18 protein-coding genes are annotated in these 18,725 nt (G+C 49.7%); 13 read left to right on the forward strand and 5 right to left on the reverse strand.

What is annotated here, in order from left to right:
* Window positions 1-72: 72 nt before the first annotated feature.
* Together COV46_08010 and COV46_08015 are read right to left on the reverse strand one after the other, a co-directional pair.
* On the reverse strand, window positions 73-1,824 hold the full coding sequence (locus tag COV46_08010; GenBank protein PIR16472.1) for a phosphoenolpyruvate synthase: 1,752 nt from the start codon (window positions 1,822-1,824) through the stop codon (window positions 73-75).
* 130 nt (window positions 1,825-1,954) lie between these two features.
* Window positions 1,955-3,208, reverse strand: a complete 1,254-nt coding sequence (locus COV46_08015; GenBank protein PIR16473.1) for a glutamate dehydrogenase — start codon at window positions 3,206-3,208, stop codon at window positions 1,955-1,957.
* A 169-nt stretch (window positions 3,209-3,377) separates the two neighbouring features.
* Here COV46_08015 and pyrG point away from each other — a divergent pair, with 169 nt between their 5' ends.
* The 5 genes from pyrG to COV46_08040 are packed head-to-tail and all read left to right on the forward strand — an operon-like array spanning window position 3,378 to window position 8,937.
* Complete coding sequence (gene pyrG, locus COV46_08020) at window positions 3,378-5,063, forward strand: CTP synthetase (GenBank protein ID PIR16526.1); 1,686 nt, start codon at window positions 3,378-3,380, stop codon at window positions 5,061-5,063.
* Between the two features lie 53 nt (window positions 5,064-5,116).
* A complete protein-coding gene (gene rpoN / locus COV46_08025) occupies window positions 5,117-6,607 on the forward strand; it encodes an RNA polymerase sigma-54 factor (GenBank protein ID PIR16474.1) in 1,491 nt (496 codons plus the stop codon).
* Window positions 6,607-6,906, forward strand: coding sequence for a ribosomal subunit interface protein (raiA, locus tag COV46_08030; GenBank protein ID PIR16475.1), 300 nt, complete (start codon window positions 6,607-6,609; stop codon window positions 6,904-6,906). Before rpoN ends, raiA begins: the two co-directional genes overlap by 1 nt.
* A gap of 10 nt (window positions 6,907-6,916) precedes the next feature.
* The gene (gene trxB / locus COV46_08035) at window positions 6,917-7,852 is read left to right on the forward strand and encodes a thioredoxin-disulfide reductase (GenBank protein PIR16476.1); all 936 of its coding nucleotides are present in this window, start codon (window positions 6,917-6,919) and stop codon (window positions 7,850-7,852) included.
* Window positions 7,853-7,896: 44 nt separating this feature from the next.
* A complete protein-coding gene (locus COV46_08040; GenBank protein ID PIR16477.1) occupies window positions 7,897-8,937 on the forward strand; it encodes a hypothetical protein in 1,041 nt (346 codons plus the stop codon).
* 66 nt (window positions 8,938-9,003) lie between these two features.
* Here COV46_08040 and COV46_08045 read toward each other — a convergent pair whose 3' ends face one another.
* Both COV46_08045 and COV46_08050 read right to left on the reverse strand, forming a co-directional pair.
* The gene (locus tag COV46_08045; GenBank protein ID PIR16478.1) at window positions 9,004-9,465 is read right to left on the reverse strand and encodes a single-stranded DNA-binding protein; all 462 of its coding nucleotides are present in this window, start codon (window positions 9,463-9,465) and stop codon (window positions 9,004-9,006) included.
* Window positions 9,466-9,529: 64 nt separating this feature from the next.
* Window positions 9,530-10,210, reverse strand: coding sequence for a hypothetical protein (locus COV46_08050; GenBank protein PIR16479.1), 681 nt, complete (start codon window positions 10,208-10,210; stop codon window positions 9,530-9,532).
* 215 nt (window positions 10,211-10,425) lie between these two features.
* Here COV46_08050 and lgt point away from each other — a divergent pair, with 215 nt between their 5' ends.
* The 8 genes from lgt to maf all read left to right on the forward strand — a co-directional run bounded on the left by lgt (window position 10,426) and on the right by maf (window position 17,808).
* On the forward strand, window positions 10,426-11,214 hold the full coding sequence (gene lgt, locus COV46_08055; protein PIR16480.1) for a prolipoprotein diacylglyceryl transferase: 789 nt from the start codon (window positions 10,426-10,428) through the stop codon (window positions 11,212-11,214).
* On the forward strand, window positions 11,211-11,747 hold the full coding sequence (locus COV46_08060; protein PIR16481.1) for a hypothetical protein: 537 nt from the start codon (window positions 11,211-11,213) through the stop codon (window positions 11,745-11,747). The genes lgt and COV46_08060 overlap by 4 nt, the downstream gene beginning before the upstream one ends.
* Window positions 11,748-11,820: 73 nt before the next feature.
* Window positions 11,821-14,592: an isoleucine--tRNA ligase gene (locus COV46_08065; protein PIR16482.1), complete on the forward strand. Its 2,772-nt coding sequence runs from the start codon at window positions 11,821-11,823 to the stop codon at window positions 14,590-14,592.
* 27 nt (window positions 14,593-14,619) lie between these two features.
* A complete protein-coding gene (gene lspA / locus COV46_08070; GenBank protein PIR16483.1) occupies window positions 14,620-15,114 on the forward strand; it encodes a signal peptidase II in 495 nt (164 codons plus the stop codon).
* Window positions 15,115-15,208: 94 nt separating this feature from the next.
* Window positions 15,209-15,994, forward strand: coding sequence for a hypothetical protein (locus COV46_08075; GenBank protein ID PIR16484.1), 786 nt, complete (start codon window positions 15,209-15,211; stop codon window positions 15,992-15,994).
* Between the two features lie 2 nt (window positions 15,995-15,996).
* A complete protein-coding gene (locus tag COV46_08080; protein PIR16485.1) occupies window positions 15,997-16,674 on the forward strand; it encodes a hypothetical protein in 678 nt (225 codons plus the stop codon).
* A gap of 57 nt (window positions 16,675-16,731) precedes the next feature.
* Entirely contained in the window at window positions 16,732-17,157 is a 426-nt protein-coding gene (locus COV46_08085) for a ferritin (protein PIR16486.1), read from the forward strand.
* 3 nt (window positions 17,158-17,160) lie between these two features.
* Window positions 17,161-17,808: a septum formation protein Maf gene (maf, locus tag COV46_08090; protein PIR16487.1), complete on the forward strand. Its 648-nt coding sequence runs from the start codon at window positions 17,161-17,163 to the stop codon at window positions 17,806-17,808.
* Here maf and COV46_08095 read toward each other — a convergent pair.
* The gene (locus COV46_08095) at window positions 17,761-18,717 is read right to left on the reverse strand and encodes a tRNA dihydrouridine synthase DusB (GenBank protein PIR16488.1); all 957 of its coding nucleotides are present in this window, start codon (window positions 18,715-18,717) and stop codon (window positions 17,761-17,763) included. The genes maf and COV46_08095 overlap by 48 nt on opposite strands.
* Between the last annotated feature and the right edge of the window lie 8 nt (window positions 18,718-18,725).

Consider the following 18,725-nt stretch of genomic DNA (forward strand, 5'->3'; position numbering starts at 1 on the left):
ATCACAAATTTCAATGACCAATTGGAACTTGAGTCATTGTACATTCGTTCGACATTTGGATTTGGGCATTGGTCATTTAAGGTAGATGATCCCCTTCTCCAGGATTCCATTTAGCACGGCGTGCGCGTATCTTCCGCCCGAAACGGTCGGCACATGGATGATGGAGATCGTCTTTGAGAATTCCCTGTCATGTAAATTAGCTATCAGCTCATTGAACGAGTTATGCCTCTTGAATAACTCGGTATTGTAAATAGCGCCCTCTTCTTCTGGAAAGACCGGGACATAAAGTATGCCGTCCTCGATCAGGTCCTGAAAGAAATGCGTGCCGTAAGAGACCTCCGGCGCGTATCTTCCGGCGGCAAGTTCTATCAACATGGTGGCATTGCATATTTCGGAATATGTGGCGGGAACGCCAAGCTCCACCTTGCTCGATCCCCACCTGCCGGGGCCGACAAGTATGAAACGCTTGCCGAAAAGGACCTTGTTGACCCCGCCAACCACCCTTGCGACTGTGTGGCGTTCGTCGAGCGCGCACGCGAAATATCTTTCGGGGGATACGTGTACGATATATTCGATATTGTGGACAGAGCCTGTAGGAACATCTCTGCTGGACTTGAAAATGATATCCTCGCTTTTGACCTCCGGAAGCTCTTCAGGATTGTGTTCTTCCCGTTGTGTCAACGGCCTCGCCTGAAGGATGTTCAGCCTGAACTGGCCATCTTCAAGTTCTCCTGCAAATTCCATATCGACAGGACAGCCAAGTCCCTCTTCAAGTGTCTGCATAACGTCGCGCATCAATCGCGGGAAGTGAACGCCAGCCCACGGTTGTTGCAATATCCCGTCAAACGTGAGAACCGGCTTGTGGTTCGGCACCCAGAGCTTTGTTGCGGGCACGTACATCGTTTGTCCGTCGCGAAGTGAGAATAGTTTTTCTGCACCGGGGTAGCAGTCGAAGCCGTCGTGGACCACCTCATTGAAACCCATCGCTTTGAGAGAGTTGTTCTTGAGGTCCAGAACGTCCATTGTGGCTTGGGAATATTTTTCTATTTGCGGAGCTTCGTGTCCTTCGGGGCGCGAAGTGGGATGGCCCGGCGAGAAAAGTCTCGCGTAGCCCCTTCCTACAGCGCGGGTACCAAGGCCAAAGACGACGCGAACCAATCCGTCCTCTTTTACGACCTCTGAATGCCAGCAGTATCCGTTCTGTGAGAAACCCACTCCCGCAAGCAGTGGAAAGAAATACCCTTTATATTCCTGACCCACCGCGCGCTGTATCATCACCGCCATCTTTTCAATCTGTTCAAGATAGCCGTGCTTTCTTCTGTATTCGATGGCATTGGGGTGGCCTATGCTTGCATAGACGATCTTTATAGCGGTTGAAAGCTGCCGCCAGCGTTCTTCGCGTGAGCCCGTGTTCGCTATGAAAACGGTCGTGTACTTTCCGGCAAAGGACGTGCCGGTCCGGTCTTCCAGAACGCTGGATGATCTCACCGCCAGCGGATAGGTCATTCCCTCCCAGATGTCAGAGAACTTTTCATCTATCGTGTCAGGAAACTTCCCGAGCAGGACCGCCTCTTCGAACCTCTTGTAATCTTCGAATGAGCCTGAGTTGCATGCTTCAAGAGAGGACTTGAGATAATTTACGGCGATGAACTCGTCAAAGAGGTCGGTGGCGATGCATATCGTTCTTGGGAAATAGATGACCTTTTCAAAGGAAGGGTGTTTTTTTAGCACCTCTTCGGAGAGTATGTATGAGCGGGCCTTCCAGAAGCCGGTCGCCTTGCCTCCTATCGCCCCGCTGCCTATGACCCTTATCGCATCTTGCATAAAAAGTTGTTCAAAAGTGGTTTAAAGGCAGTTCAAAAGTTGTATGTGGATAGTAGCAAAAAGGGCGGGTGAAAGTCAATTTCCTTTCGCCCGCCCCCTAACTTAAGCACTTATGTACTTACGCACTTCTTCACACCCATCCGCGCAGTTTCATCGCCTCGGCCACTCTCTGCACAGAAACAAGGTATGCCGCGCTTCTCATGTGGACCTTGTGTTTCTTGTGCATATCGTAAACATCGTGAAAGGCCTTTGTCATCTTTGCGTCAAGTTTCTTGTAGACCTCGTCAACTTCCCAGTAGTGATTGTAGGCGTTTTGCACCATTTCAAAATAAGAGACCGTGACCCCTCCCGCGTTGCAGAGAAAGTCGGGTATCACAAAACATCCCTTTTTATAGAGTATCTCATCTGCCTCAGGCGTTGTCGGGCCGTTCGCAAGTTCTGCCGAGATCTTAGCCTTGATCTTATCGGCGTTCTTTGTGGTGATAACGTTCTCAAGCGCCGACGGGAAGAGGATATCAACGTTAAGTTCTAAAAGCTCTTCGTTCGTTATGGGCTTGCTTCCGGGGAATCCTTCTACCTTACCCGTTTCCAGTTTGTACTTAACAAGTTGATGTGGGTCCATCCCCTGTTCGCAGTAGACGCCGCCTTTAGAGTCGCTGGCCGCGATGCACCGGCTGCTTCCGAGCACTTCCTTCATTAACGTTGCAGCGTACTGACCGGCGTTACCGAAGCCCTGGATCGCATATGTTGCCTTTGAAGGCTCGATTCCCAGTCCCTTTGCGGCTTCACGAACCGTATATATTCCGCCCCTTGCGGTTGCATCGTTCCTTCCGAGCGATCCGCCTACCGGAATTGGCTTCCCGGTTATCATCCCCGGTTCATGACGCTGATAGATGGTCTCGAACTCATCCACCATCCATGCCATGATCTGAGGTGTGGTGTAGACATCAGGTGCCGGGCAGTCCTTATCTATGCCGACTATCCTTGACACCTGTCTCATATATCCGCGCGAAAGCTTTTCAAGTTCGTTCGCCGACATCTCTTTTGGATTGCAGATTATGCCGCCCTTGCCTCCGCCGAGGGGGATGTTCACCACGGCCGTTTTCCATGTCATCCATGCCGAGAGGGCGCGGACCGTATCGATAGTTTCTTCCGGATGGAAGCGGATGCCGCCCTTGCAGGGGCCGCGGGCATCATTGTATTGCACTCGGAAACCTTTGAAGACCTTCACCTGTCCGTTATCCATTCTTACGGGAATGGAGACGTGAAGCTCTCTCATCGGTTCGCGCAACATTGCGTGAGTGCCGGAGTCAAGGCCCAAAAGTTTGGCGGCTTCGTCCAACTGTGCCTGCGCGATCTTGAACGGGTTTAACTGTTCTGTCATATGGTATCCTCCCAGATAGGTTTTTTTGGTGGCCAATCCCCCATTATAACGATTTCACTGTCCCTAGCACTTTAACTTTTCAAGTCAAGCCAATCGTTTTTTTGAGGTCCCTTGAAAATATCTTTGACTCTTTTGTTTCGTCAGACTATAGGAAAGTTCCAAGATGCCGATGAAAACAAAGTTCATTTTCGTTACCGGCGGGGTCGTCAGTTCGTTGGGCAAAGGCATAGCATCCGCTTCTATAGCGGCTTTGCTTGAGAACCGCGGCCTCAAGGTAACAATCCAGAAACTAGATCCATACATCAACGTGGATCCGGGGACGATGAGCCCATTCCAGCACGGTGAGGTCTTTGTCACGGATGATGGCGCCGAGACCGATCTTGATCTAGGTCATTACGAAAGGTTCACATCGATCAGGACCGCCAAGGTGAACAATTTCACCACAGGCAAGATCTACGAATCGGTCATTCAAAAAGAGAGAAGAGGGGATTATTTAGGAAGGACCGTTCAGGTCATCCCTCATATAACCGACGAGATCAAGGCTTCCATAATGAAGGCCGCGGGTAACGTGGACGTCTTGATGGTAGAGATAGGCGGAACGGTTGGCGATATTGAAAGCCTTCCCTTCTTGGAGGCCATTCGCCAGTTCAAGGCCGATGTAGGCAAAGATAACGTCATTTATATCCATTTAACCCTCATCCCGCATATTGCTGCTGCGGGAGAGCTAAAGACAAAACCCACACAGCACAGCGTACAAAAATTGCGCGAGATAGGCATTCAGCCCGATATACTTCTTTGCAGGTGCGACCGCGAGGTTGCAAAGGAGCTCAAGGCAAAGATAGCCCTTTTCTGCAATATAGACCAGGACGCTGTTTTTACCGCTCAGGATGTAGCCTCCATATATGATGTCCCCTTAAAGTTCCACGAACAGGGGCTCGACGAAAAGATCGTTGAGATACTCAATATCTGGACCCGCACGCCCGATATGAAGATGTGGAAGGAGCAAAAAGAGAGGCGCGAAAAGATGACCTCCGTAACAAAGATAGCCGTCGTCGGGAAATATGTACATTTGATAGACTCATACAAGAGTCTGAACGAGTCATTAAAGCACGGTGGCTTTGCAAATGATACCAAAGTTGAGCTTACTTTCATAGATTCCGAGATGATCGAATCTGGGGACCCAGAAGAGATATTAAAAGATGTCGACGGAGTACTTGTGCCGGGAGGTTTTGGAGAAAGAGGGACAGAAGGGAAGATAAAGGCCATTAAGTTCGCACGTGAACACAAGGTCCCGTTCTTTGGGATATGTCTTGGAATGCAGATGGCGGTCGTTGAGTTTGCAAGGCATGTTGTCGGCCTAAAGGGGGCAAATTCCACAGAGTTCGACGAAAAGACCCCCCATCCCGTGATAGATCTCATGGAAGAGCAAAAGGCGGTCACGACCAAGGGCGCCACAATGAGGCTCGGAGCCTACCCCTGTTCGATAGAAAAGGGGACCAAGGCACATGTGGCCTATGGCGAAAAAGAGATATCTGAGCGACATCGCCACCGCTATGAATTCAACAATAACTACCTTGATGAATTGAAGTCCAAGGGTCTTATAATCTCCGGAGTTTACCTCCAAGCGAACCTTGTTGAGATAGTGGAGCTACAAGATCACCCATGGTTCCTTGGGTGTCAATTTCATCCCGAATTCAAGTCAAGACCGTTTGATGCCCATCCCCTCTTCGCTAGGTTCATAGAGGCTTCGGCGGCATGTGCAAAACGCGCCGAGTGGCAGGAACAGAAAGATAAGGTCGGGGTCAAAACAGAGGTAAATGCCGCTGAAATTGTCAAGGCCGAAAAAAAGGCATGAAATTTGCATGCTTGACTGTCTTTTCCTTCACTGCTATTATCAACCCATAAATTATGGCTATCGAGATCAAACAGGGATTCAAGCTTTCACAACAACTTGTCGTTACCCCCCAGCTTCAGCAGGCCATTAAGCTTCTTCAGCTCTCAAGGCTGGAACTTACCACGATGATCCAGAAGGAGCTGACGGAAAATCCGGTCCTTGAAGAAGAGGATAATGACGAAGAGGCTACGCAGGAGCTAAAGGAGTCGTCAAAGGGGGAGCTTCACGAAAAGGCCAAGGACGAAGATAAGGGCCATGATCATGTATCGGAAGAGGTTGGCACGAAGGACGGTCAGTTAAAGGAACCCGCTGATTTTGACTGGGAAAACTACCTTGATAAATACAACGCCGCCGACTCAAGGGCGCTCCCCGCGATATCTGAATCACCCGAAGACCTCCCGACCTACGAAAACACGCTGACGAGGTCCGAATCTCTGGCTGAACACCTTTTATGGCAACTTCACCTTTCAAACTTTTCCGAAGGCGAGATTAGGGTTGGTGAAGAGATAATAGGCAATATAAATGACGATGGCTATCTTCAGTCGTCAATAGAAGAGCTTTCTTCAAAGACCGGTTTTTCATCCGAAATAGTCGAGCGCGTCCTCAAAAAGATACAGAAATTCGATCCCCCCGGCATTGCTTCAAGGGACATCAAAGAGTGCCTTACGAACCAGGCCCGTTATCTGGGAGATGATTCTATACGGATCATAAAGATGATAGAAGAGCACCTGCCGGACCTTGAAAAACATAATTATCAGGCGATAGCCAAGAAACAGGCGCTGACCGTTGATAAGATCAAAGAGCTGGCCCATGTAATTGCCAATATGGAGCCCAAGCCGGGGCGGTCATATAATCAGGAAAATCCTCAATATATAACGCCGGATGTTTATATCCATAAGCTTGGCGAGGAATATATCGTGGTGCTTAATGAAGACGGTCTTCCCAAACTTCAGATATCTAATTTTTATAGAAGAATGCTTTCGCGGGAAGATGGTGTTGCCGGCGCCACCAAGGAATATATCCAGAACAAGTTAAAATCCGCCATGTGGCTGATAAAGAGTATTCATCAGCGTCAGCGGACGCTTTACAAGGTCACAAAGAGCATTGTTAAACATCAGACCGATTTTTTGGACAAGGGAGTGGCGTTCCTAAAACCGATGGTGCTGAAAGACGTTGCCGGTGATATCAGCATGCACGAATCTACCATTTCCCGCGTTACGACCAACAAGTTCGTCCATACGCCAAAGGGTATATTTGAGCTGAAATATTTCTTCAACTCCAAGGTCGGAAGCATGACGGGCGAGGGTGATGTGGCCTCTGAAGCGGTAAAGGACAGGATCCAAAAGCTCATCACATCCGAGGACCCCAAGAAACCTCTCTCCGATCAGGACATAATGGACATTTTAAAGGAGCAGTTCAAGATAGATGTTGCAAGAAGAACGGTGGCAAAATACCGCGAGATGATGAGGATACCTACTTCGTCTCGCAGAAGGAGGAGAGATTAATGGAAACTTCATTCACATTCAGGGATATCGAGGCCACAGAGGGTCTTAAAGAGCACACCCTTTCAAAGTTCACAAAGTTCGACAAGTTTCTTATCAAGCCTATCTCGGCGCACATCATCCTATGTAAGGACGGCTTTCTGCACAAGGCCGAGATAACGATCAACGCCAATGGCAAACGCTATGTGAGCATGGAAGAGACGAACGATATGTATCTTTCTATCGATCAGGCTGTAGAAAAGCTGGTGCATCAGCTACACAAAGATAAGGAAAAGACAAAGGATCGCCACAAGCGTACTTAAAGCAGCTTCAATGACAGAGAAACTCATCATCCTAGGAAGTGGTCCGGCCGGCTACACCGCGGCGATCTACGCGGCTCGCTCGGGGCTTGAGCCCTTGCTCGTTGAAGGGGTTCAGCCAGGCGGCCAGCTCACGATCACAACGGATGTCGATAACTATCCGGGGTTCCCGAAGGGGATACAAGGCCCGGACCTGATGATCGCCATGAGGGAACAGGCAGAGCGTTTCGGCACGAGGATCTCTTCCGGAAATGTGATAAAGGTCGAATTGAAGAAAAGGCCGTTTAAACTCTCTACAGAAGATAAAAGCCACGAATGCGAAACTTTGATCGTTGCGACCGGAGCTACAGCCAGGTGGATAGGCCTGGAATCGGAACAAAAGCTTCGCGGTAAGGGTGTCTCGGCCTGTGCTACCTGCGACGGTTTCTTTTTCAAGAACCGGCGCGTGGTGGTCGTTGGCGGAGGGGATACGGCGCTGGAAGAGGCGCTCTACCTTGCCAATTTTGCTGGGAGCGTCGATATGGTTCACAGGCGGGACGAATTTCGCGCATCAAAGGCGATGCAGGAGCGCGTTAAGAATAACAAGAAGATAACCGTTATCTGGGATTCGGTGGTCGAAGATATAAATGACGTTTCAAAGAACAAGGTTACATCGGTCGTCCTTAAGAACGTGAAGGATAATAAGTTAAAAGAACATCCATGCGACGGCGTATTTGTGGCGATAGGGCATGAGCCGAACACCGTCCTCTTTGATGGGGTTCTTCAAAGGGATGAAAAAGGTTATCTGATCACGCGTCAGGGTTCAACATATACGAACATTGAAGGTGTCTTTGCCGCCGGAGATGTCGCGGATCCGGTCTATCGTCAGGCGGTAACGGCGGCCGGGAGCGGATGTGCGGCCGCGATAGACGCGGAGCGCTGGCTTCAATCAAAGAGTTTGTCACCCTGAGCCCCTCGACTCGTTTCACTTGCTCGGGATAAACTTAGCTAAGAATGACAAATAAGTTATATCTATTTTTTATCTGTTCTTCTGTTTTTCTTGCTTCCTGTTTCTTGCTTCCTGCTTCTTCCTTTGCATTTGAGTACACATCCAAAGGTCCTTTGACCCTTCGTAGCCAGAACCCGGTATATCTTGAATTTTTGAACCTTGAACCGACGACCGCAACGGTCATTCCCGAAGGGACGCTTTGGGCAAGGATAGACAACGCCTATTCCAATATATATGAAGAAGGGCACGGGGCGAACAACTCGGAGCTACTCGACATGGAGCTCTTGCGTACCGCCATTCATCTCAATTACGGCGTGTATGAGAACATGGAGGTGGGCATTGAGATACCGTTCATCAGGCACGATTCGGGATTTCTGGACGGCTTCATACAAAAATATCACAACTTCTTTGGATTTCCCAACGGCGGACGCGACCATGTGGGGAACAACGAGTTCCACTATTATTTTACACAAGGCGGAAGCAGGATGTATAATGTGAACCAACAGGCGTTCGGTATCGGCGACATAACTTTCAGTTTTAAACATAATTTCATTCATGAAGAAGAGAATGTCCCGGCTGTTGCCTGGCTCTTTTACTTCAAGTTTCCGACGGGAGATTGTGCAAATGGTATGGGGAGCGGAAATCCTGACATCGGTTTTGCCACGGCGCTTCAAAAGACGTTCGACAGATGGCACACGTTCCTTAACTTGGGCTATTTTGTGAACGGCGGACACGATTATCTGCAGAACTATCTCAACGATGTCTATTTTTCCTACGTTTTGGGAGGAGAGTATAGCGTCTCTCACCCCGTTTCTCTCGTTGCCCAGATAAACGGCGGAACGCCGCTACTTGCCGACGCAGGTTTCATCCAATGGGATTCTTTTCCAATGGACCTGCAACTTGGCGCCAAGGGGGAGCACATCGTCACATGGGGACCGGTATATGCCCTGACGTGGCAGGGGGCCTTTACGGAAGACCTGAACCCAAACGGCCCTTCGATAGACTTCACCGTATTTGGAAGTATCGGATTTAAATTCGACCTGTAAGAGATTCTGTCATCCATTCAAAAGCAGGGACCTCGAGCATGTAAATGAGTTCGCGGGGACGACCGGTCAAAACGGTATGTCACTGTCAGAATTCGGCAGTGCATCGTCGACAGGAAAACCGGGCGTCGATGTGTCGCCGAAGGATGGCGCCCCGACGCCTGATTCAAATTCTGCCGCACGGCCCTTGCCTGCGCCCGTTGGCGCGCCCAGGAACTGCATTCTTTGTGCCACGACCTCTGTCGTGTAGCGCTTGCCGCCTTCTTTATCTGTCCACTCGCGGGTTTGAAGCTTTCCTTCGATATATACCTGGCGGCCCTTTGAAAGATATTCTCTGCACAATTCGGCCTGTTTTCCCCAAACAACGACCCTATGCCATTCGGTCTTTTCGGCCTTTTGTCCGCTCTTGTCCATCCAGCGTTCGTTGGTTGCCATGCGCAGAGTTGCAACCGTCTGACCGCTCCCTGTGGAACGCACCTCGGGGTCTGCTCCCAGGTTTCCGATGAGTATTACTTTGTTCACACTTGCCATATTAAGCCTCCTTACCCCGTTCTACGGGGCTTATTGGTTTACAGGCTCATTTCGCGAGCCCGTGTTATTTGATCTTGCCGGAAAGCTCTTTATTCATCTTTTTCCACATTGAATAATCGCGGTGGTTCTTCCACTGTGGCGTCAGGTTTCGCGCCACCAGAAGCTCAGATGCTGCCTCTTTGTTCTTTCCAGCCTCAAGATATGCCTCGGACAGGTAGATATGATTCTCGGGATAATTATGGTCTATCTGGACCGCCATTTGTAGATAGCTTATGGCCTTATCGAGATCGCGTCTTATGCCGTTCTTTGAGACTATAGTTTCCGGCATGTCGGTGTAGATCTTGCCCATCATTCTGTAGGCGCCGCCATGGTCGAGTTTTTCGTTCAAAGAGATGACCTTTTCGCAGTCCTTTATCATGCCCTTAATGCCTGTTTGATATCCAATAACATGCGCCGAATAGTAGATGCCGGTATTGATGCCCCGGTAGTAATAGCACTCTGCCTCTTCCGGGTTCTTCATTACGCATTCGTCCGCATATGCAATACCCTCTTGGGCAAATTTTGCCTTAAGCTGCTTGTCGCCTGTGTTCTCGGCGCTAAATGAGGCGTCGCGCGAATCCTGCCAGAGCGACTCGTTAAGAGTTTGTGGACGGTTATTTGCAGTTGACGGTTGTTTTGAATTTGTGGCGCATGAAACTACCGACGCAACAAGCACTAATATCGGGAGGACCTTATAGAATCGCATAACGCGAGAGTTCCTATCATCGAAGGGGAATGGCCGCAAGCGTTATTTCTTCTCCTAATGTTCGATCATGCGACCTTGGATCCCCATATTCTTAGCATTTTTCTTGAAGATTTTCATAAAAAGATTTGTCTTAGGCGACCTAAGAACTAACCGTGGTTCTTGCTAAATTTTAACTTTACAATAACGGGGCTCTCTTCTACTATCCCGCCTCATATATGCATCCAATATTATTTAAGATACCGCTTTTTGATGGGCTTACCATATTTACATACGGGGCCCTTGTTGCGTTCGGCTTTTTCATGGGAATTCTCTACATCTCCTACGAATCCAAAAGGGTTGGCGAGGATCCGGCCAAGGCATTAGATCTTGTCTTTTGGATAATTGTGGCCGCCCTGATCGGTTCGCGGGCATATTATGTGCTTGTCACCGAACCGGGGATTTTGCTTGGCGATCCGCTGGCGCTCGTCAAGATATGGAAGGGCGGGCTTGTATTTCAGGGCGGTGTTCTAGGTGCCTTTATAGTCGGCATATGGTGGATACGTCGCCACAAGCTTCCGCTCTTTAAATATTTGGACATATTTGCCCCGGCTATTCCTTTAGGGCATTTCTTTGGCCGCCTAGGTTGTTTTATGTCGGGATGTTGTCATGGGCGCACGGCGCCGGCAGGTTCGTGGCTTGCCGTTATATTTCCGGCCGACCCGAGTTCATTTGCCCCTTCGGGAGGGCCACTTTATGCAACACAGCTAATGGAGGCGGCTGGAGAGCTGGCAATATTCTTGGCGCTCTTTTTTTTCAGGAAGCATAAGAGGTTTGACGGCCAGCTAATGGTCTTGTATATGGCGGCCTACGCCATTTTAAGGTTTGTCGTAGAATTCTATCGCGGCGTCGAAACCCGCAACCTTATATTTGGCACCTTCTCGGTGGCACAGCTTGTAAGTGTTATCATGGTTATATTTGCCGTATGGATCTGGGTCAGACAGAGCAGGAAGGCGGAGGGATTATGAGCAGAAAAATAAGATATGAAGCGGGAAGCAGGAGGCCGGAGGCAGGATTAATTCATTTGACATTCCTGTTTCTTGCTTCGTGCGTCTTGCTTCACTCTTCCTGCGCCGATCCCTCCATCCATGCAAGCGAGAGAGAGGTGGCGACAGTTTCAAGGATCTTTAATGCGACCCCGAACGATGCCTACTACGCGGTAAGGTGGGCATTAAAGACAGACGGATACAATATCAACAAAGAGGACCTTGATAACGGGATGGTGGTGAGCGGCTGGCTCCCTTCTAAGGTCGATTCGTTCTATATCGATCCCTTCGGGCCGGAGCATAAGGATTACGGTACCAACGGCGCATATTACAGGCTAAGCATTAAGATAACTCCCGAGGACGGCAAGACAAAGGTAGAGGTCACCTCCCTCGTAAAGAGCATCGTGCCTCACCTGAGATCGAGCGAGATACAGGAGAAGAAGGTGCTAAGAAAGATGGCAGATTATTTGCGTAAGGCCGATATCGACGTGACGAACGTGGGAATAGAAGAGTAGTGCGTAAGTTCGAAGCGCACAAGCATGCCCCGAGCGTAGTCGAGTGGTTGGGGGAGATGAGGAGAAACGAAAGATGGACTATAAAAGCACGTTGAATTTACCCAAGACCGATTTTCCGATGAAGGCCGACCTGGCCAACAAAGAACCGGTGATGGTGAAAAAATGGGACGATGAGAAGCTGTATCACAAGCTTTTGGACCTTCATAAAAAGGATAAAAAGTTCATACTTCACGATGGGCCTCCATATGCCAACGGTCATGTCCATTTGGGGACCGCGCTCAATAAGATAATAAAGGATTTCGTGGTCAAGTCGCGCGCGATGATGGGGAACTATACACCTTATGTGCCCGGATGGGATTGTCACGGAATGCCCATCGAGCATCAGGTGATGAAGAATCTTGGACCAAAGGCAAAGGAGACCAGCCTTACCGATATCCGCCACAAATGCCGAGAGTATGCCAATAAGTTCTTTGCCATACAGCGCGACGAGTTCAAGCGCCTGGGATGCCTGGGCGAATGGGAAAACCCCTACATGACGATGTCTTTCCAGTATGAGTCGTCCATTTTGGGGGCCTTGGCCGATCTGGTGAAGGACGGTTATGTTACAAGAGGCCTTCGTCCCATTCACTGGTGCGCAACATGTAAGACCGCGCTGGCTGAGGCAGAGGTAGAGTACGGCGACCATTCGTCCCCCTCGATATACGTCAAATTTAAGCTGGAGGGGGCTAAGCCCTTCGGCGATCGGGCCTTCTTTGTGATATGGACGACGACCCCGTGGACCATCCCCGCGAACCTTGCAATTGCGGTCCATCCGGACCTTGAATATGTAGGATTAAAAGTGGCCGGCGAGACACTCATAGTTGCCGAGCCCCTGGTGGAGGCGGTCAAGACCTCGTGGGGCATTTCCGAAGCGGAGGTCGTCAAGAAGATCAGCGGTAAGAAGCTGGAAGGCCTTGAGACAAAGCATCCCCTGATAAATAGATCGTCCGTAATAATACTTGCCGACTTTGTGACAACGGATACCGGCACGGGGTGCGTTCACATCGCCCCGGGTCACGGAGCAGAGGATTTCCAGATAGGAATGAAGTATGGCATTCCCGTTCTTAACCCTGTCGATGCGGCGGGGAATTATACAAAAGAGGTGGCGATAACTTCTCTCGAGGGGATGAATATCTTCAAGGCTAACCCCGTAGTCGTGGACCTTTTAAGCAAGGAGGGGGCCCTCATCAAGAGCGAAGCGGTCTCTCACAGTTATCCCCATTGCTGGAGATGCAAACAGCCGCTTATCTTCCGGGCGACCGAACAGTGGTTCCTAAGTATCGACCATAACGGTCTTCGCAAGAGGGCTCTTTCCGAGATAGACGGCATCAAGTGGATACCGACGTGGGGTCACGACCGAATATATAACATGGTGGAGACACGTCCCGACTGGTGTCTGTCGCGCCAGCGCTACTGGGGCGTTCCTATCCCTGCGGTCGATTGCAAAAAATGCGGGGAAACGACCCTTGATCAAAAAATAATAGCAAAACTTCGCGACGAATCGCTCAAACATGGATGCGACATCTGGTTCGAATGGGACATAGAAAAATTCCTGCCGGAAGGTTTTAAGTGTCCTTGCGGCTCAAAAGAGTTCGTTAAGCACACCGACATCTTGGATGTCTGGTTCGATTCTTCGGTGAGTCAGCGCGCCGTTCTTGAAGAAGGTCACAAGTTAGGATGGCCATGCGACCTTTATTTTGAAGGCGTGGACCAGCATCGCGGGTGGTTTCAGGTATCTCTTTTGACATCAGTTGCGAACAGAGGCGCCGCGCCCTACAAGGCGGTCCTGACCCACGGGCTCATTTTGGATGAGCAACAAAAGAAGATGAGCAAATCCTTAGGGAACGTTGTGGCCACGGAAGAGGTGATCTCAAAATTCGGCGCCGACGTGCTAAGACTTCTCTTTGCATCCGTCGATTACACCAGCGATATAAGCTTCTCCAAAAAGATGCTCGAGCTCACCGGCGAGGCCTACAGAAAGATAAGGAACACTACCAAATATCTTTTGAGCAACGTGAGCGATTTTGATCCCGACAAGGACGCTGTGAAGGACGAACATCTGACAGAAATAGACAGGTGGGCGCTTCACAGACTGCAGATGCTGACGCAAAAGATTCGTTCGTGCTATGAGACATACGAGTTCCACATGGTCTATCATGCGCTGAACGAGTTCTGCACAGTTGCCATGAGCGCGTTCTATCTCGATATCTTAAAGGACAGGCTCTATTGCGAAAAGAAGGACGGCGTTTTAAGGCGTTCCGCTCAAACGGTCGTCTGGAAGATCCTAGATTCTATACTGAGGCTTACGGCTCCGGTACTGAGTTTTACCTCTGAAGAGGCTTGGGGATACGCCCCTAACTATAAGGGTAAGGCGGAGACTGCTGTTCTATCGACGCTCCCAAAGGTTGAAGAGAGATATCTGAATGAAGAACTTGCCGCAAGGTGGGAGGCGTTCATCAATATAAGGGGCGAGGCAACAAAGATCTTAGAGCGCGCAAGAAAAGATAAGATAATAGGCAATTCGCTCGAGGCCGCGCTTGTTTTCGAGTGTACAGACGACCTCAAAAAGTTCATAGAAAGTTTTGGTTCCGACCTCCCCGACCTTTTCATAGTTTCACAGGTGAAGTTCGGTAAGGTTTCGGGCGATTACACGCTGGCAAGCGAAGACATCGAAGGCCTCAAGGTGGGCGTTGTTAAATCGGGAGGCACTAAATGCTCAAGGTGCTGGAAATATGCCACCGATGTAGGCGCGGAGCCGGCCCATCCTGAGGCGTGTGGAAGATGTGCGGGGGTTGTGAGCGCTTAAGTGCGTAAGTTGATAGTTTGGGGGAATATGCAATTTAAATATAGATGTCTGGCAGTTATTGCGCCCCTGGTCTTCATTTTGGATCAGATCACGAAATATTTTGTCGTCGAAAAGATGCCTTTGGGCTCGTCCACCCCTGTGGTGAACGGTTATTTTGATATCGTTCATTATACAAATGCGGGGGCGGCCTTCGGATTCTTATCCAGCCTTTCCGCATCTTTGAGAACGCCGTTCTTTTATGCGGTCTCGGTCATAGCCCTTATTGTTATCATTATATATATGGTCAAATTGCCGGCGGCGGACAGGATCATGCCGGTAGCCCTTTCTCTGGTAGTGGGCGGAATATTTGGCAACGGTATCGACCGCGTCCGTTGCGGGCACGTAACAGACTTTTTATCGGTCCATATCGGTAGCAAGGCCCTTTGGGGCATTAACCTTGAATGGCCGGCATTCAATGTGGCCGATTCCGCGATAACCGTTGCAATGGCGCTTTTAATAATAAGTGCGTTTAGAAAACAGTGAGATTGTCATTCTGAGCGAAGCGAAGAATCTAGTGAATGCAATTATTTATATGCATTGGATCCTTCGCTGACGCTCACGATGACATTTGATTCGTATGAGGCCATTTCTCTTTCACATAGGCTCGGCCGGCGTTCCGGCATTCTTTTTCATGATAATGATAGCGGCTCTGGCCGCTACATGGGCGGCCCTGAAGTTCGCGAGGCGCGAGAAACTTTCCGAGATCGCTGTCTTAGACCTTGCCATTATAGCGATAATCGCCTCAATGATAGGCGCCAGACTTTTTCATGTTTTCATGGAGGCGCCCGACTACTACTGGGAAAAGCCGATACGTGTCCTCTTTTTCTGGCAGGGAGGATTTGTTTCTCTCGGCGCATTTATTGCCACCATATTTTCATGGTGGGCATATTTTAAGATCAAACGCCTGAACGCCCCTCAATATTTCGATCTGGCGGCAAATGTTGCCCCCATCATCATATTCTTTGTGAGGCTCGGTTGTTTTCTTAACGGTTGCTGTTACGGAAAACCTGCGACGCACTGGCCCTATGTCATATTCTCGAACCCCGCTTCCACCGCATTTGCCATGAATCACGGTAATATCCCATTATTTCCGACGCAGAACTATTTCATGCTCAATGCGATCGTTATGTTCTTCTTTCTCCTTCTGGTGAGGAAATACAGAAAATTCTATGGAGAGGTGGGCGCGGCCTTCCTCATGTATGAAGGGATTAGCCGTTTCTTCATTGAATTCATGCGCGGTGATGACGACAGGGGTATGTGGTTCGGCGGCATCCTTTCCACCGGCCAGATAGTCATGGCGCTCTTTTTCGGCGCCGGGATGTTAATGTGGCTCATGTGTAGAAAATTTAAGGTTAAGAACTAGAGATGCAGAGCGGCATTTCAAGATCAAAGATCATTTTTGAGGTCGGACTCACAACGGTCCTTCTTATTGTCTTCGCCCGCTTTCTCTACAGTTCCCAGAACGTCCCCTTTGTAGGTAAATATTATGCCACCATCTTTGCGGTATCATTCCTTTATGTGCCGGTCATGGTCCTTTGGCTCCGAAAAAGGCCCATAGATTTTCTGGATAACTCGTTCGGGATGTTCCTTAAGGGTGTCGTTTATTTTATCGTCACAGCTCTTATAGTATATCCGCCATATCTTCTATGCGCACATTTCTGGATGACGTGGGTATATGGCCACCAGAACTTTGTCATTGCCCCATTCCCCGATATCTGGAAAATAGCGGTCTTTCAGGTCCTTCTTGTGGCGCTTCCCGAAGAGTTCTTCTTCCGGGGATATATGCAGACGACGCTTGACAGGGTATTTCCCAAAAAATGGCGCATTCTTGGCGCTAACTTAGGATGGGCGTGGATCATCACCTGCGCGGTATTTGCATTCTCGCACTCATTCGTTCACTATGCATGGTGGCATTTTTCGATATTCTTTCCGGCCCTTCTATTTGGCTGGCTCCGCGAAAAGACCGGTTCCATTACGGCGCCGGTGCTTTTTCACGCCCTTGCGAACGTCGCAAGCGACTGGATAAATAGAAGCTATTTTTAAATATTGACCTTAAGATTCTATCGGATAATGTGCGAAAAAACAACAAGGGGGTAATGTATGGTGCAAAAAGCGAGTACAAAGTTGATAGAGATGATGAACCAGGCCGTTGCCAGGGAGATCCAGGTATCGGTCCAGTATATGTGGCAGCACGTAATGGCCACGGGCCTTCATGCAGCGGCCATCTCGGACGTCTTCGAGGACATCGCCAAGGACGAGATGAAGCATGCGGAGAGAATCGCTGAAAGGATATTTTATTTCAACGAGATTCCTACAACGAAGCCGTCACCCATCGAAGTAGGAAAGGGTATTAAACAGATGCTTCAGCTGGATGCCAAGGCCGAAGAAGAGGCGATAACTCTTTATAAGGACATCATCAAGGTTGCCGACAGCGAGGGCGACTCTACGACAAGGCTTCTTTTCGAAGAGATCCTCTCCGACGAAGAAAACCATCACGACAAATTCACAACGCTTTTGGAAGAATAGTAAGTGTTCTTACAGCGCAGAAAAATAATCCTGGCGTCCCGCTCACCGGCGAGGCGCCAGATCTTGATTGAGGCCGGGCTTAAGCTCGATGTCAAATTTCCGGATATCGACGAGTCGAGGCTTTTGCGCGAACCAGTTTCACGATACGCCGTTCGTGTTGCACACGAAAAGGCCAGAAAGATAGCAGAAGAATATTCATGTCATCCCCGCCGCGAATGCGGGGATCCGGCTAGCCCGCTAGATTCCCGCTTACGTGGGAATGACTTTCCTGTTGTTATCGGCGTCGATACGATAATAGCGCTTGGCAACAAGATATTCGGAAAGCCTTCGAACAGGGAAGAGGCCAAGAAATTCTTAAGAGCCCTCTCCGGAAGATGGCACAAGGTCTATAGCGGAACCGTCGTGATAGATACCATCCGCAACAAGACGATCAAAAAACTTGTTGTCTCCAAGGTAAGGTTCACAAAACTTTCGGAAGATATGATCGACTGGTATGTTTCGACCGGCGAACCGCTGCGGGTTGCAGGCGCCTACGCCATCCAGTGGAAGGGGATGGCGCTTATCGAGGCGGTCAACGGCTGTTTCACGAACGTAATAGGCATTTCAATTCCAGTTCTTATGGGCATGCTCAAAAAGCTCAAGGCTGTTTAGGGCCTTGGTTATAGTGGTCGCGGCATTCAGCTCCGAAAGCAGTTCCTTGTACCCGCGCATACCTTTTAGATATTTAGACAGGAACTTGCGCATCATGGCTATTGTATGGCGCTCTTCCTCCTTGAACCGAATGCTTAGCTCGATATGTCTTTTGATGAGCGCGAACTTTTCCTCTAAGGTCGGCGCCGGTCCGCCTTGTATCTCTCTGAATATCCATGGGTTGGCTATCGCGGCTCGGCCTATCATTATGCCGTCACAGCCTGTCTCTTTGAACATCTGCTCCGCGGTTTCACGGCTGACGATGTCGCCGTTGCCGATGACAGGTATTTTAACGGCATCTTTGACCGCGGCTGTCATCTTCCAATCGGAATGTCCTTTAAAGACCTGCTCTCTTGTACGCGGGTGAACAATCACGGCGTCGGCGCCTGCGCCTTCGGCTATTTTTGCGATTTCAACCGCGTTCTTCGAATTATCGTCCCAGCCGGAACGAAATTTTACGGTCAGAGGGCCGCTATAGACCGCGCGAACCGCCTTTATTATGGCCTCGGCGACCGTCGGTGTCTTCATCAGGGCCGAACCTTCGCCGCGTTTAACGACCTTCCGTACGGGACAGCCCATATTTATATCGATGAGGTCGAATGGGAGCTTTTGTAATATGGGAATAGCTGCCGCAAAACTTTCGGGCTTGGAGCCGAAGAGCTGGACCCCGAAAGGTGTTGCGCGCGGGTCGTTAACGACAAGTTTGAGTGTCTTTTTCTGTGCGCGTCTGACCGCCTCGGAGGCGACCATTTCCGAGAAAACAAGTCCTGCGCCAAGTTTGGCCACGATTATCCTCCATGGGAGGTCGGAGTATCCAGCTAGCGGTGCCGCTATTACGTTATTCTTTAGTTTTAAGCTGCCAATTTTCATAACAACGG

The sequence above is a fragment of the Deltaproteobacteria bacterium CG11_big_fil_rev_8_21_14_0_20_49_13 genome (assembly GCA_002796305.1).
In the GTDB taxonomy this organism is placed as follows: Bacteria; UBA10199; UBA10199.